Below are 13,947 nucleotides of genomic sequence, written 5' to 3' on the forward strand. Positions count from 1 at the left end.
CATGCCTTTGGGTTCCAGCGCCGCGTCAGGTTGCGATGGGAATCGAGATGGAAATCGTCAGGCCGCCGGCGTGATAGGTCCGCTCGATGGACCCGTGCATCTCGCCGCGGATGTTGGCGTCGATCAGCCGGCTGCCGAACCCGCGCCGTTCCGGTGGTGTCCCGCCCTCGTTGGGAAAGCTCTCGTCCCAGGTCAGGTGAAGGGCGCGGTTCTCGCGGCCCGGGTTGGTCCACGCGATCGAGAGCACGCCGTCGGGATGCGAGCCCGCACCGTATTTCAGCGAGTTGGTGGCCAGTTCGTGAAAGGTCAGCGCCAGAGCCTGGGTCTGCCGCGCATTGAGCGACAGCGCCGGCCCCGTGATCAGCGCTTCGTCCAGTTGGGCGCCGTAGATCTGCTTGAGTTCCGTGATGATCAGGTCACGCAGTTCCGCACCGCTGCCGCTCGAACGCGTCAGCAGGTCCTGCGCGTTGGCCATCGACTGGAGGCGCGAGGAAAAACTGGCCGAAAAGCCGTCGAGGTCGTCGCTCGATGCGGCGGTCTGGCGCGCCATCGCCTGGATGCGTGCGATGGAATTCTTGATCCGGTGCTTCATCTCCTGCAACAGGAGATCCTTCTCCTGGGCCGCGGACTCCGAAAGTTCGGCCAGCGCCTGGGCGCCCGCGACGGATTTCTGCTGCCACCGCGTCGCGGCTGCCATGGCGGTGGCAAGCAGAAAGGTGATCAGTCCCGTCAAGAGCGTGTAAACGCCCGCGAAATGCTCGGCGAAGGCCGGCGTCTCGTGCAGGTTCACCTGCCAGCGGCGCCCGGCAATGTCGAATTCCCGCGTGGCATGGAAGGAGACCGCATTGCTGTCGGGGTCGTATCCCGCGGTCGAGTAGAGCAGTCCTTCGCCCTGCGGGGCATAGGCATCGCGGGTTGCCAGTTCCACCGGCAGCGGCCGCCCCTTGAGCGCGGCATCATGCAGGTCGCCGGCCCGGAATGGCGCATAGATGAAACCGTCGGGCACTTTTTCGCCTGCTGTCGCAACGGGGATGTAGACAAGGAAGCCGGCCTGTTTGACCGCCGTGATTTCCTGCACCAGGGTCACCGGCGCCGAGGCCGAGATTTCCCCGGTCTGCAACGCCCGCCACATGGCTTCCCGGCGCCGCTTTTCCGAGAACATGTCGAATCCGAGTGCCGCCCGGTTGCGGGTGTTCATCGGCTCGATCAGGAGGATTGCGGTCCGGACCGCCTCGGTACTGTCCGGCCAGACGTCCCTGTCGATGCCGTAGAAACGCCGCAGCGCCTGCCGGGTCGTGCCATCGTCGTCCGATTGCAGGATCTTCGCGTAGCCGATGCCCTGGATACCCTCGAACCGGCTCTCGAGGCCAAGCCCCGAGATGAACGCAGCAAAGCTCGGCCGCGACAGCTGGTCGCCGTCCGCCTGGTAATGCGACGCTGCAGCCACCAGCAGGGCGATATGCTGCTGAACGCGTTCCTCGATCCGGCTGACGGCCTCGTCGGCCACCAGGTCGAAACGGGCCTGTGTCGCCACGCTCTCGGAACGATGGACTGCCGACGTGATCGCCAGACCGATCAGGCCAACAAGCAGGAAGACAAAAGCGGCACCGTATCGTTTCAACTGCACAGGCTCTTCGAGGAAGTCGTCAGACAGTAGGACGCTTTGCAGTGTTCCGAAAGGAATTTTATCGGCACTTCACAACAGGCCGGCAGGCGGGCTCCGATCATCTCAGGACGTGGCGGGTATCCTGCCGGGCGGCCTGCGCGACCATCGGGCCGCTCTCGTCCGCAGGTGCCCCTTCCACGGGCTTGACCGCGGCCTCGAACCGGCCGTCATCGGTCACGTTCCAGACAATTTCCATTTCGCGGTCGTCCGCGGGATCGACGGAGAGGCAGCGCGCGATCACAAGGCCGGCGCGCCTGTCGACCTGGCCGAGAACAGGTGCGATATCCTGTTCGCAGGCTTGTTCCGTTTCGTAACCGACGACCGGCGATGGATAGACTTCGCAGCTATCCGGCGTATTGCCGCAGGAAACGATCAGCATGAGGGCGGCAAGATGTTCCATGGCTCTTCTCTCTGGTTTGCTGCCGTTAAAACGCCGATGGGTCAGATCGGGTTCCGCCGTTCTTTTTCGGGCGAACCCGGTCAACTTGACGCTTCTTGGCGGAACTCTCGCTGGCTGGTTTCGTTCTCCTGTGCTTCCACCGGCTGCAGCGCAGCCGAGCCTCCCACCCAACAGGACAAAACCAAGGAGTCGAACGATGAACTGGAATCAGATCGAAGGAAATTGGGAACAGATGAAGGGCAAGGTGCAGGAACAGTGGGGCAAGCTGACCGGCGATGATCTGGATGTCATTGCCGGCAACCGCAAGCAGCTGTCTGGCAAGCTTCAGGAGCACTACGGCAAGCGCCAGGAAGAGGTCGAGAACGAGATCGACAGCTGGCTGTCGCGCCACTGACCCGCGCGACCGCGCAAGACTGGAACCCCTCCCGAGTGATCGGGAGGGGTTTTTTCATGGATTGTGTACGAAGGCGGACCCTGCCGTCTCCATCTGGCTGAAACCATGCGCATCGCCTGGAACATCGCTCAGGATGAGCCAGGCGCCTGAGGCCAGGACCACCATGACGGCGGCGGCAAAAAGCCATCCGGCGGAAGCGGTTGCACGGGTAACGCGGGAACTGGTCTCGCTTCGGTCGCGGGTGCTCATGACATCTCCTTTCAGGAAATGAAATTCACAACCCCGGGGACGGGTTCCGGCCGTGCGGGTAAACATCTGGCGGCTCTCTTTCCTCAGGCGAAAAGAACGGGGTTGGACCGTTTATCCCTGCGGCATCTGCTTGAAGGTCAGCAGGTAGGTGAAATGGTCGCCGTCGCGCTTCACCTCGCCGGTGCCGCCGACGGCGGCCGGCGTGATGCGATTGAGAACCACGCTGGCGAAGGCGTCGGCCTCGCTTTCGTCCGCCGGTGCGCCCATGCCGTTGGTCGCATGGGTCCAGGTGATCACCACCTGCGCGGGATCGTCCCCGGTTGTGTCGCAGGTCACGCGGATGTCGGGACGGACGCCGAGAGCCGCCGCGGCTGCCAGCGCGTCGACCAGCAGCTCGTGCAGCGCCAGCCCGACGTGCAGGGCTTCGCTGGGGGAAAGCAGCGGGTCGTCGCCCTTGATGGCCAGCACGACGTCGTTCGCGTCGAGGTACTTGGCCGCCTGGGCACGGACGAGGTCCCGGAAGTGGGCCCCGCGCCAGCTGGAATCCGTGACGAGGTCCTGCGACTGCGCGAGCGAATAGATCCGCCCGCGGAAAACCGGCAGGAAGCTGGAAAGGGTCGTGGCGCCCCGGGCGGTTTGGGAAACGATGCTCAGGATGATCGCCAACAGGTTCTTGGAGCGGTGGCTGACCTCCCGCAACAGCGCCCGCAGCATCTGTTCGCGGCGGTGTTCCTCGGTCAGCTCTATGATGGTCGTGTGGATGTGGGAGGTCGCGCCGCTGCCCGTCCGGTTGACCACGAATTCGAACCGGCGCTCGCTCGGCCCCGTCGTCATCAGGCTTTCCGGCTCGCCGCTTTCAAGCACGCGGCCGCGGATGTCGGTCAGCGTCAGGCCGAGGTCTTCGCCGTAGAGGCTTGGCTCGTCGGGCTCGCTGTCGGGGGATACCGTCCAGCAATCGGGAAGGTTCGCGATGTAGATGTACCGGCCATCCAGGGATTGCAGCGTGGCGCCGACAAACGACTGGTTCAGCGCCCGGACGATAAAATCGCGGAATGCGCTGTCTTCCCGGTTCTTGCTTTCCCATGTCAGGCGCTGAGGCATGGCGGCATTCGTACACATCACGGGAGATACGGCAACAGGCGCCCGGTGGGAGCGCCTGTTGGGATCAGGTAGAGGGGGGTATGAAACGCGTCATGCCCGGCGGAAGAGACCGGCGATCAGCGAGATGACGAGCGCGGCCAGGAAAAGGAAGAAAAGGACCTGTGCGATCCAGGCCGAAGCGCCGGCAATACCGCCGAATCCAAGAACACCGGCAATGATTGCCACAACGAGGAAGATGAGCGCGTAGTAAAGCATCGAACGTCTCCTGATTGATGATAGGCAATAAACGGCTGCGGGTGGCTTTGGTTCCAGCCTACACCGGAAGTTCGCTTCAGGCGGCGGTCTCCGTTACGGCTTCATTGAAGAACAGGGCCTGGCTGATAAGCGCCTTCACCATCTGCGGGTTGAACGGCTTGGTCACCAGGAAGGCCGGTTCCGGCCGTTCGCCGGTCAGCAGCCGCTCCGGGAAGGCGGTGATGAAGATGACAGGCACCTGCGCCGTCTTCAGGATGTCGTTGACCGCGTCGATGCCGGAACTGCCGTCCGCCAGCTGGATGTCGGCCAGGATCATTTTTGGAGCGGTCTTTTTGAACAGTTCGATCGCTTCCGAATGGGTCCGGGCGATCCCCGTCGCTGTATGGCCGAGATCCTCGACGAGGGCCTCGATGTCCATGGCGATCAGCGGTTCGTCCTCGATGATCATGATGTCGGTTGCCACCTGGCGCGAAATGTCCTCGGCCGCTTCGACGAGATGGGCATCGACATCGGCTTCCTTCAGGCCCAGGATCTCGGCAGTCTCCGTCGGGGAGAAGGATTCCACCGACGTCAGCAGGAAGGCCTGGCGGGCGATCGGGCGAACCTTGGCCAGGTTGGCGGCAGCCCGCTTTTCCCAAGCAAAGGGCGATTCCGGCTCGGGAATTTCGATGGCCGTGGAACGCAACAGGCTGGAGAAGAGTTTGTAGAGCGAGACGCGGTCGGAACTCGTCTCGGGAAACAGCGAGACATCCGCGATCAGGGCCTCCAGGGTCGCTGCAACATAGGCATCGCCGGATGTCTGGGAGCCGGTCACGGCGCGCGCGTAGCGGCGCAGGTACGGCAGGTGAGCGGCGATGCGGGTGGATAGTGACATGTTTCTTGTTCTCCCCTGTCCGGTATGGACGTTTCGGTAACATGGAGACGCGCGGCGGAAAAAAAAGTTCCACCTTGTTTGGAACTTTTTTGTCGGCGAGGCATTCAAGCGGAAATTGGATTGGGCTGGTTTGAAAGGTTTGGCGTGACAGACAAAGTAGATTCCACTGTATCGACCGCGGCGCAGGCAACTGGTGATGCCGTGTCCAGACGGCTGCGTGATTATTATGATTCCGTGAAGGAAGAGGCCATCCCCGACCGCTTTCTCGACCTCCTGGAACGGCTCGATGAAGCCGACCGGTCGAGTGCGCGGCGTACGGCAGCGACGGAGAATGCCAGTGAGTGAACCGATGGCTTCCGGCACCGCAACCGAGGACGATCGCGCGTTCAAGCGGGACATGCTGGCCGCGCTTCCCAACCTGCGCGCCTTTGCCGTTTCCCTCACCGGCAAGCATGACAAGGCCGATGATCTTGTCCAGGAGACGATCATGAAGGCCTGGTCGAAGCAGCACCTGTTCCAGCCGGGTTCCAACATGAACGCCTGGCTCTTCACCATCCTGAGAAACGAGTTTTACAGCCAGATGCGCAAGCGTGGCCGCGAAATCCAGGACAGTGACGGCCTGTTCACTGAGCGCATGTCGGTCCACCCGGCCCAGTACGGCGCGCTCGACCTGCAGGACTTCCGGACCGCGCTCGACAAGCTTCCCGCCGATCAGCGCGAGGCGATCGTCCTGGTCGGGGCATCCGGTTTCGCCTACGAGGAGGCCGCGGAAATCTGCGGATGTGCCGTCGGCACGATCAAGAGCCGGGTCAACAGGGCGCGCAACCGCCTGGCCGAACTGCTGTCCGTCTCGGGCGAAGGCGACTACGGACCGGACGAGATTTCGGCGACCGTGACCAAGCGTGCCTTTGCAGGCTGAACGCGCGTGGCCGGGATCACAGCAGTGAGACCGGCCAGACTTCCGGACCGGGACTTGTCCCGGTCAGCCGCGCAGCGCGGCAATCGTGTCGCGCACCGCTTCGATCAGGTCGCCGTTGACGAAGGGCTTGGCGATATGCCGCCAGGGCGACGGCGACCGGACCACCACTTCGGAGGCGCTGACGAGCACGATCGACGTTCCCTGCTCCATCAGCCGCTTCATCCGGTCCATGAATTCCACGGTCAGTTCCGGGCAGTCGCAGATCACCACATCCCATGCGTCGGCCGTCTCCGCCAGCGCCGTGACGAGTGTTGTCCGGCAGGCGAAGGCCTCCGAGACGATCCTCTCGATGTCGATCCCGATCAGCGGTTCGGGCTCCACGATCAGCAGGTTGAGGCTTTGGTCGGACATGTGCGTCTCTCCGGGAAAAACCCACAATGAACTTTATCCCGTCTGCGTCATTTAACTTTGACATGTTGGCCGGTGACGGCAGGGAACCCCTGGCTTGCCTGGGTGTGATGAAAACCCGGAGGGTTCGATGACTGGCAGGATCGACGTCAAGCGCGGCAAGACCGAGTGCATCAATTGTGCCCTGCGCTCGAGGGACTGCTTTCGCGAGTTCACCCCCAAGGAACTGGACTTCGTATCCACCTTCAAGACCGGCGAGCTTGCGGTTGACCGCGGCGCGACGATCCTCGTCGAAGGAGCGCACAGCGCCCATCTTTTCACCGTTCTCGACGGCGTCGCCTTTCGTCACAAGATCCTCGCCGACGGGCGCCGGCAGATCCTGAACTACGTCGTGCCGGGCGACCTGATCGGCCTGCAGGGCAGCCTGATGGGCGAGATGCAGCACACGGTCGAGGCACTCACCGACGTCCGCCTGTGCGTTTTCGAGCGCAGCCGCATTCCGTCGCTTTTTTCCAGCCATCCGAACCTGGCCTACGACATCACGTGGATTGCCGCCCAGGAGGAGCGCATCCTGGATGAGCACCTGCTCTCCGTCGGCCGCCGCACGGCGCTGGAAAGGGCCGCCTACCTGCTGGTGTTCCTCGATCATCGCGGCCGCCAGACCGGTATGGCGGAGAGGGCGAACGAATTCCGTATTCCCGTCACCCAGCAGCATTTTGCCGATACGCTCGGCCTGTCGCTGGTTCACACCAACAAGACATTGCGAAAACTGGCCCGCCGCCAGTTGATCCGCTGGACGGACCAGGGCTGCATCGTCACCGACCGGGACAGCCTCGAGACCATTGCCGGCTGGACCCCTGAAGACACCCGCCAACGCCCCTTCGTGTAAGGAACAAGAAGATGCGAATCGCCGCCGTGCTGAACAGGGAAGGGGGAACCCTTCGCACAACCGATGTCGAGCGGCTTTGCGCCGACCTCGGCGAAGCCTTTGCCGGGGCCGGGCGTCACTTGCAGTGCTGCGTCACCGACGGTGCGGGCCTGCTCGAAACGCTTGATGAGCAGACCGGCCGCGACGACATCGACTGCATCGTCGCCGGCGGTGGTGACGGCACGGTTTCCGCGGCGGCCGCCGCCTGCTGGCGGTCCGGCAAGACGCTGGCGATTCTTCCCTGCGGCACGATGAACTTCTTTGCCCGCACGCTTGGCGTCCCGCTGGATCTCGCCGAGGCGGTTCCCGCACTGGCCGGGGCGAATGAGGCCCTCGCCGACATCGCGACGGCGAACGGCCGCCCCTTCATTCACCAGTTCTCGGTCGGCATGCAGCCCCGCATGGTCATCGAGCGCGAACAGCAGGACTACAATTCCAGGCTGGGCAAGATACTGGCCAGTGCCCGGGCGGCCCTGTCGCCACTGATGCGGCCGCCATCCTTTCCGGCGGTCGTGACGGCCGACGGTGCGGCCTCGAAGACCCATCTGAGCCTGCTGGCCATCTCGACCAATCCGCACGGTGAGGGGCATCTGCCCTATCCCGACACGTTCGACGCCGGCCGGCTTGGGCTCTACCGGGCCCCGCCGTTGCGCCCCCGCGCGGCCCTGCAACTGGCAGCGGATCTCACCCTCGGCAACTGGAGCGCCAATGGCGATTTCGAAGCCGCGTCCGCCGATCGGGTCGTGGTCGAATTCCCCCGCAGGAAGAAGGGCGCCAAGGCCGTGGTCGATGGCGAACTGGTCGACCTGGAACCCGAAGTCGATGTCCGCCTGCAGCGCCAGGCCCTGCGCGTTCTCAGCCTCGCCGAACCCGTGCAGGCGCCGTCTTCCGCCGGTGTGAAGGCCGGCGCTGCGGCCGGCTGATCCCCGGGCAGGCCTTTCCGGCTGCTCCGGACATCCGCCCAAAGAAAAGCCCCGCCGGATGGCGGGGCTCTTTTTTGGCCGTGAAAGGCGCGGCCTTCATGACGTGTCGAGATCCGGCCGATCAGTCGGCGACGATGGCCCGCAGCATCCACAGGGCCTTCTCATGGAAGGTCAGGCGGGCGGTCAGCATGTCCTCGGTGACCACGTCGCCGGCATCGCCTGCCATGGTGGCGGCCTTGCGCATGGTGCGCACTGCCTTTTCGTGCGTGTCGATGAGGTCTTCGATCATCGATTTCGCCGACGTGTGGTCCACGGCCTTGGAGCTGGGCGCGAACTGGGCCGCGTCTCCGATCGAGATCGGCGCCAGGTGACCCAGTGCACGAATGCGCTCGGCGATCACGTCGGCGGCGGCAAACAGCGTCTCGTAGTGGTTCTCGGTCAGTTCATGCAGGGACTTGAACAGCGGACCCACCACGTTCCAGTGGTAGATGTGGCTCTTCACCGTGAGCTTGTAGGTATCCTGGAGGATACCGGTCAGGTGCTCGGCCATATCCTTGCGATAGGTGGCATCGAGACCGGTGTTGATCTTTTCGGAATGGGCCTCGGGTTTGAGGACGGCAGTTACATTGGACATGTCTTGGTCTTTCCTTCCGTTCGAATGACGGGGATGGCGGATGCGCTTCGCTCAGCTGCTCGAGATCGGGGCATCGGCGCTGCGATCGACGGCGCTGTCGATATGCTCCCCGTAGAGTTCGGCGCCGGCCCAGGCGATCATGGCGAACAGAAGCCCGGCGGCGAGAACCTTGAGCACTGGTTTTCCCCGTTCACCCTGGCGGGCTTCGTCCGGCTTGAGCGGACGGCTCATGGCAGTCTCCTTTCTGGAAATGGTATTGTGGTTCACTCCTCTGTCTCGTCTGCCTGTGCGAGCTGGCTGAGTGCGACCGCGACAATGGCCGCGACGCCCAGCCCCACAAGCCCTGTTCTTCGTCCGAGCATCGGTGCCGCGCTCAGCGCCGCGAGGGCTGCGAGCCGCGTGCCCGACTGGGACTTCTCGGCCTTCTGACGGTCACGCCACTTGAGGATCGACAGGACGGCCAGGATGCAGAGCGCGAGCGCGGCCAGCACGGCCGCGCCAGCCCCTGCTGCGGCGGGAATTCCATAGGTCTGCCCGGCCCAGGCGACGGCCGCGGCAAGGGCCAGCCCCCAGGCGCTGGCGAAAAGGAAGGCGGCCAGGGCGATCAGCAGGCCGTTTCGCTTGCGCCGCTGAACCGCTTCCTCGATGTTCGTTGCCATCAGCGACGTGATGACGGAAACCAGTCGGAACATGGATCACCGGCGCATCAGCAAAGCGGCGAGAAAGCCGATTCCGGCCGCGATGCCGATGGTCTGGATCGGCTTGCGGCGAATCTCGTTGCGCAGGATCCGCTCCAGCCGGTCGACCTCGCTTCGAGCATTTTCAAGGACGTCTCGCGACGCAAGAATGGCCTCGTCGACCTTGGCATTGGCCGACGTTTTGGCCTCGCCCGCCTTTGCCGATCCGTATTCGCCGATCGTCTGAGCCAGCTTGGAGATGTCACCCTTGAGCTGTCCGATCTGCGCCTCGATGTCGGCCGCGCTGGTCGAGCCGTTGTTCTTGCCGGAAATGGTCGCGGTGCGTTGCTGGGTGGCGGTCGCCATGGTTGTCTCCTTCTGTTTCGGTCGGGAGTCCAACGCGGCCGAATGAACGAAGTTCCGCCGGGTCCTTCACCACGAAAAAACCGGCCGCACGTGGCGGCCGGTTCTTGTCTTGCCGGTCGGCAATGACGCTCTTAGCGCAACAGCATCTCGTCGCGGTTGTTGGCATAGGCGTTGGCGTCATAGGCCGTCTGGTTCTCCAGCTGGTCCTGCGTGTAGGCCGTGAAGATACGCAGGTCACCGTCCTGGTTCTTCATGATCTGCAGTTCGCTGGCATCCAGCGCGACCGGCTTCTCGCCGATGCCGAGGAAACCGCCGACGTCCACCACGTAGGCGTCGAGCTTGCCGTCTGCCGTCACGATGACGTCGCCGATTTCGCCGATGTCTTCGTCATTGGCGCCATAGACGCGGGTCCCGAGCAGTTCTTCGGCGCTCAGCTTGCCCTCGGCCGTGGCCTGCCAGCCTTCATGGCTGACCGCAGCGGTGGTCTCCTTGTCGACCGCCTGATTGTCCATGGCCTGCTGGTCCTTGGCGGCCGCGGCGGGCTGATCCTTCGCGGCAGCCTGCTGCTGTTCGGCCGGGACGGCGGTGTTCTGGCCATCAGCCTTCGGCTGGCTCATCGCCGTCTGGTCCTTGGTCATGGCCTTCTGCTCGGCCGAAGCGTCGGCCGCCTGCTCGTTCGACTGGTCGCCGGTCACCGACGCCACGTCGAAAGCCGGGGCATTCTCGAGGTCCTGGCGGGTGGCATCGATCATCAGCCACTTTTCACCATCGCGCTCGACCCAGCTCAGCTTGTCGAAGTCGACGGCGACGTTTTTCTCGCCGATGCCGAGGAAGCCGCCGACACCGATCACCACGGCTTCAGCCTGGCCGTCCTTGCCCATGACCACGTCATTGACGTCGCCGACCGAGGCCATCCGGTCCATCATGCCGTTCTGCGCCTGGTCGCTGGCAGCGGCATTGCCGGTCGTGGCGTTCTCGGCCGTGGCCTTGCCGCCGGCCGCCGTCGTGTCCTCCTTGGCAACGCGGTCATCCTTGGCCGTCGTTTCGGTGTTCTGCTGGTTCGCGGCCGTCTTGTCGGCGGACTTGGCAGCATCGGCCGGCTGGTCCGCCTTGGCCATGTCGCCGGCCTTGGCTTCACCCTTTTCGGTGTAGACCGTGGCGCCCAGCAGGCGCGACGCCAGGATCTGGTTGGCGTTGGCCTCGAAATAGCCGGATTCGGACGTCATGTCCTTGCCCGCTTCGGTCGAGAAGACCGGCTGGCCATTGTTCGTCATGTCCTTGTTCATGGACTGGTCTGCAGCCAGGGCGCCCGATGTCAGGACGGCGACCATGGCAGTGGTGGCAAACAGCTTGCTAAGCATGATATGTTTCCTCTGTATGTCCGGGTGGCATATGGCCGCGCGGCGCAATTCGACTTCCACACCGGTTGCGCTGCGCGGCGTTTCGTTGACGATCTGTCAATGTGCGACTGCTGGCCTTGTTCCCCCGCCCTGACGATTTCTCTTCATCGCCTGCCGGACCGGCTCTCCCGGAACCACGCGCGCTCCGTTCCGTTCTCACTGCGAAACGAGAAGGAGAGAATGGATGAGAAAAGCCGAGATCCTGGCCATCGAACCGCTCACCCGCGACGTTCACCGGTTTCGCCTGTCCAGGCCGGACGGGTTCGCCTACGAAACCGGCGATGCGACCGAGCTGGCGCTTGATCGCGACGGCTGGCGCGACGAGGCGCGGCCTTTCACCATGACGTCCCTGCCGGACGAGGATTCGCTGGAATTCACAATCAAGCGCTACCCGGACCACGACGGCGTGACGCTTCGCCTCCACGAACTGCTCGTCGGCGACGCCGTGCTTGTCGGCGATCCCTTCGAGACCTTCCGCTATCGGGGCCAGGGCGTCTTCATTGCCGGCGGCGCCGGGTTCACGCCCTTCCTGGCGATCCTGCGCGGCCTGAAGGAAAAGAGCGCACTGGCCGGCAACACGCTGGTATTCGCCAACAAGACGGAAGCCGACATCATCTGCCGCGACGAACTGGACAAGATGCCCGGGCTGGAGGTGGTCCACGTCCTGTCCGAGGAACGCCGGTCCGGCATGCACCATGGCATGGTCGACGCCGAACTGCTGCGCGAGGTGACGGGCGGCGAATTCGGCCAGGAGTTCTATCTCTGCGGGCCGCCGCCGATGATGGAAGCCGTTCAGGATGCCCTCGATACGGTCGGGGTGAAGCCGGACTCCGTCAGCCTCGACGGCTGACCGCGGCCGGCGCACCGGGCACGCGCTATGTTTCAGGCCTTCACGTCAAGTGAAGGGCGGGGCGTCCCTGTGCCACGGTCTCGCCCCGATTGCTCCCTAGCCGGGCCCGCAGTTTCAATGAAATTGCGGGCTCGAAATGAAAAACAGGTTTGTTCTTGCCGTCACGCTGGCGGCAATCGCGGTTCCCCTTGCTCTCGACACGGCTTCGGCGCAATGCGGTGGCGCATCGTGGTACGCGTTGCACTCGCGCACCGCTTCCGGCGAGCGGATGAACCCCGCGGCGATGACCGCCGCGCATCGCACCCTGCCGTTCGGAACGCGCGTCAAGGTCACAAACCAGCGCAACGGGCGCTCGGTCATCGTGCGCATCAACGACCGTGGTCCATTCATCAAGGGACGCGTGATCGACCTGTCCAAGGCGGCGGCGAACCGGCTGGGTTTCATTGCGCGCGGGCACACCCGGGTCTGCCTGGCCAGCAGCTGACCGCGCCGCTCAGGCCCTGAGCAGCGCGCGATGATCGGCATCGCGCAGGTAACCGAGCGTTGCCAGCGCCGTGGCCGGCTTGCCGAAGAAATAGCCCTGGCCGCCACCGCAGCCGAAATCGACCAGGCGGTCGGCCTGCGCCTCTTCCTCGATCCCTTCCGCGACGACCTCCATGCCGAGGCCTTCGCACATGGCGAGAATGGCCTTGACGATATGCTCGGACGGCCGGTCACGCAGGATTTCGGACACGAAGGCGCGGTCGATCTTCAGCTTGTCGAACTGGATTTCGCGAAGCCGTCCCAGCGACGACTGGCCGGTGCCGAAATCGTCCAGCGACACCCGGATTCCGACCCGCCGCAGGTCCTCGATGATCTTGCGGGCAGAGGCCGGATGCGTCATGACGCCGGTTTCCGTGATCTCGACCTCCAGGCGCCGGGCGTCAAACCCGGTCCGGTCCAGGATCGCGAGGATCTGCTGTCCGGTGTTCTGGTCGACGAGTTGCGACGGCGACAGGTTGAACGACAGGAACAGATGGTCCGGCCATTGCCGTGCGGCCTCGCTCGCCTTGCGCAGGAGCAGTTGCGACAGCGGCCCGATGATGCCCCTGTCTTCCGCGATGGGAATGAACACGGACGGCGGCACGACGCCGAGGTCGCGGTCGTTCCAGCGCGCCAGGCATTCGAATCCGATCGTCCGCCGGCTGCTCAGGTTGACGATCGGCTGGAAGTGCGGCTCCACCTCGCCGGCCGATATGGCGCGGCGCAGTGCCTGCTCGACCCGAGCCACCCGCCGTGCGTCCTCTTCCATTTCCCGGCTGAAGATCGTGGCCATCGAGCGGCCGTTCCGCTTGGCCTGGTAGAGTGCGGTTTCCGCCTTCTGCAGCAGCAGGTCGGCACTGTCGTCGGCATTGTAGTAAAGCGCTCCTCCCAGCGATGCCCCGAGGCGCGCGGTGCGGTCGCCGAGGTCGTAGGGCGCCGAGATCACCTCGAGAAGCATCTGGCCGTGCTCCCGGGCACTCTTTTCCGTGAAGACCGCCGGGTAGAGAACCCCGAATTCGTCGCCGCCGATCCGCGCGACCAGGGCGCCTTCGCTCAGCGATGCGCGAAGCCGGAGCGCGACCTGGAGCAGGATCGCATCGCCGGCCGACCGCCCGAACAGGTCGTTGATCGGCTTGAATCCGTCCAGATCGACGATGCACACGGCGAAAGGCACCGGGTCGTCGGCATTGTCGCCGATCAGGCGGTCGATCTTGTCGCGGAATCGTTGCCTGTTGCCGAGGCCCGTCAGCGGGTCGGTCAGGTGGTAGTCGTGGCCTTCCGGCGACGATAATCGGGCCGTTGCGGTTCCTGCCATGGCAGCCTTGCTTTCGCCATTTCGAAGTAGGGAAGGCTAGGCGTGAAGTCTGAATATTCCGTTTGG

General features: G+C 64.2%; 20 protein-coding genes. 7 read left to right on the forward strand and 13 right to left on the reverse strand.

Translation table 11 applies throughout. The annotated features are described in order from the left end of the window. Positions 1–25: 25 nt before the first annotated feature. On the reverse strand, positions 26–1,621 hold the full coding sequence (locus CSC94_RS02810) for a CHASE domain-containing protein (RefSeq protein ID WP_133122811.1): 1,596 nt from the start codon (positions 1,619–1,621) through the stop codon (positions 26–28). A gap of 103 nt (positions 1,622–1,724) precedes the next feature. After that, a complete protein-coding gene (locus tag CSC94_RS02815; protein WP_099303490.1) occupies positions 1,725–2,066 on the reverse strand; it encodes a hypothetical protein in 342 nt (113 codons plus the stop codon). A gap of 196 nt (positions 2,067–2,262) precedes the next feature. On the opposite strand from CSC94_RS02815, the gene CSC94_RS02820 reads away from it, so the two are divergent. Further along, a complete protein-coding gene (locus tag CSC94_RS02820; protein ID WP_099303492.1) occupies positions 2,263–2,460 on the forward strand; it encodes a CsbD family protein in 198 nt (65 codons plus the stop codon). Positions 2,461–2,514: 54 nt separating this feature from the next. Here CSC94_RS02820 and CSC94_RS02825 read toward each other — a convergent pair whose 3' ends face one another. The 4 genes from CSC94_RS02825 to CSC94_RS02840 form a co-directional block, all read right to left on the reverse strand. Continuing rightward, a complete protein-coding gene (locus tag CSC94_RS02825) occupies positions 2,515–2,709 on the reverse strand; it encodes a hypothetical protein (protein WP_099303493.1) in 195 nt (64 codons plus the stop codon). 111 nt (positions 2,710–2,820) lie between these two features. Further along, a complete protein-coding gene (locus CSC94_RS02830) occupies positions 2,821–3,810 on the reverse strand; it encodes a sensor histidine kinase (protein WP_165784297.1) in 990 nt (329 codons plus the stop codon). A 90-nt stretch (positions 3,811–3,900) separates the two neighbouring features. Beyond that, positions 3,901–4,065 (reverse strand): DUF1328 domain-containing protein, encoded by a 165-nt coding sequence (locus CSC94_RS02835; protein WP_099303495.1) that lies wholly within the window; start codon positions 4,063–4,065, stop codon positions 3,901–3,903. A 76-nt stretch (positions 4,066–4,141) separates the two neighbouring features. Then, positions 4,142–4,939 carry a response regulator gene (locus CSC94_RS02840; RefSeq protein WP_099303496.1) on the reverse strand — a complete coding sequence of 266 codons (798 nt, stop codon included), beginning with the start codon at positions 4,937–4,939 and terminating at the stop codon, positions 4,142–4,144. Positions 4,940–5,059: 120 nt separating this feature from the next. Here CSC94_RS02840 and CSC94_RS24980 point away from each other — a divergent pair, with 120 nt between their 5' ends. Both CSC94_RS24980 and CSC94_RS02850 read left to right on the forward strand, forming a co-directional pair. Continuing rightward, a complete protein-coding gene (locus CSC94_RS24980) occupies positions 5,060–5,284 on the forward strand; it encodes a NepR family anti-sigma factor (protein ID WP_099303498.1) in 225 nt (74 codons plus the stop codon). A 4-nt stretch (positions 5,285–5,288) separates the two neighbouring features. Then, complete coding sequence (locus CSC94_RS02850) at positions 5,289–5,858, forward strand: RNA polymerase sigma factor (protein ID WP_099303500.1); 570 nt, start codon at positions 5,289–5,291, stop codon at positions 5,856–5,858. Between the two features lie 63 nt (positions 5,859–5,921). Here CSC94_RS02850 and CSC94_RS02855 read toward each other — a convergent pair whose 3' ends face one another. Next, on the reverse strand, positions 5,922–6,269 hold the full coding sequence (locus CSC94_RS02855) for a hypothetical protein (RefSeq protein WP_099303502.1): 348 nt from the start codon (positions 6,267–6,269) through the stop codon (positions 5,922–5,924). A 127-nt stretch (positions 6,270–6,396) separates the two neighbouring features. On the opposite strand from CSC94_RS02855, the gene CSC94_RS02860 reads away from it, so the two are divergent. Beyond that, positions 6,397–7,155 (forward strand): Crp/Fnr family transcriptional regulator, encoded by a 759-nt coding sequence (locus tag CSC94_RS02860; RefSeq protein WP_099303504.1) that lies wholly within the window; start codon positions 6,397–6,399, stop codon positions 7,153–7,155. 11 nt (positions 7,156–7,166) lie between these two features. Continuing rightward, positions 7,167–8,117 carry a diacylglycerol/lipid kinase family protein gene (locus CSC94_RS02865; RefSeq protein WP_099303506.1) on the forward strand — a complete coding sequence of 317 codons (951 nt, stop codon included), beginning with the start codon at positions 7,167–7,169 and terminating at the stop codon, positions 8,115–8,117. 121 nt (positions 8,118–8,238) lie between these two features. Here CSC94_RS02865 and CSC94_RS02870 read toward each other — a convergent pair whose 3' ends face one another. The 5 genes from CSC94_RS02870 to CSC94_RS02890 all read right to left on the reverse strand — a co-directional run bounded on the left by CSC94_RS02870 (position 8,239) and on the right by CSC94_RS02890 (position 11,155). After that, entirely contained in the window at positions 8,239–8,751 is a 513-nt protein-coding gene (locus tag CSC94_RS02870; protein WP_099303508.1) for a Dps family protein, read from the reverse strand. A gap of 51 nt (positions 8,752–8,802) precedes the next feature. After that, positions 8,803–8,982: a hypothetical protein gene (locus CSC94_RS02875; protein WP_099303510.1), complete on the reverse strand. Its 180-nt coding sequence runs from the start codon at positions 8,980–8,982 to the stop codon at positions 8,803–8,805. Between the two features lie 32 nt (positions 8,983–9,014). Further along, positions 9,015–9,443 (reverse strand): hypothetical protein, encoded by a 429-nt coding sequence (locus tag CSC94_RS02880; RefSeq protein WP_099303512.1) that lies wholly within the window; start codon positions 9,441–9,443, stop codon positions 9,015–9,017. A 3-nt stretch (positions 9,444–9,446) separates the two neighbouring features. Beyond that, complete coding sequence (locus tag CSC94_RS02885; protein ID WP_099303513.1) at positions 9,447–9,794, reverse strand: ElaB/YgaM/YqjD family protein; 348 nt, start codon at positions 9,792–9,794, stop codon at positions 9,447–9,449. 131 nt (positions 9,795–9,925) lie between these two features. Next, a complete protein-coding gene (locus tag CSC94_RS02890; RefSeq protein WP_099303515.1) occupies positions 9,926–11,155 on the reverse strand; it encodes a PRC-barrel domain-containing protein in 1,230 nt (409 codons plus the stop codon). A gap of 223 nt (positions 11,156–11,378) precedes the next feature. Between CSC94_RS02890 and CSC94_RS02895 the strand changes: the two genes are divergently transcribed. After that, positions 11,379–12,044, forward strand: a complete 666-nt coding sequence (locus CSC94_RS02895) for a ferredoxin reductase domain-containing protein (protein WP_099303517.1) — start codon at positions 11,379–11,381, stop codon at positions 12,042–12,044. A gap of 136 nt (positions 12,045–12,180) precedes the next feature. Then, positions 12,181–12,528: a septal ring lytic transglycosylase RlpA family protein gene (locus CSC94_RS02900; RefSeq protein WP_099303519.1), complete on the forward strand. Its 348-nt coding sequence runs from the start codon at positions 12,181–12,183 to the stop codon at positions 12,526–12,528. Between the two features lie 9 nt (positions 12,529–12,537). Here CSC94_RS02900 and CSC94_RS02905 read toward each other — a convergent pair whose 3' ends face one another. Beyond that, positions 12,538–13,881 carry a putative bifunctional diguanylate cyclase/phosphodiesterase gene (locus tag CSC94_RS02905; protein ID WP_099303521.1) on the reverse strand — a complete coding sequence of 448 codons (1,344 nt, stop codon included), beginning with the start codon at positions 13,879–13,881 and terminating at the stop codon, positions 12,538–12,540. Positions 13,882–13,947: the final 66 nt, after the last annotated feature.

It is taken from the genome of Zhengella mangrovi (assembly GCF_002727065.1).
In the GTDB taxonomy this organism is placed as follows: Bacteria; Pseudomonadota; Alphaproteobacteria; order Rhizobiales; family Rhizobiaceae; genus Zhengella; species Zhengella mangrovi.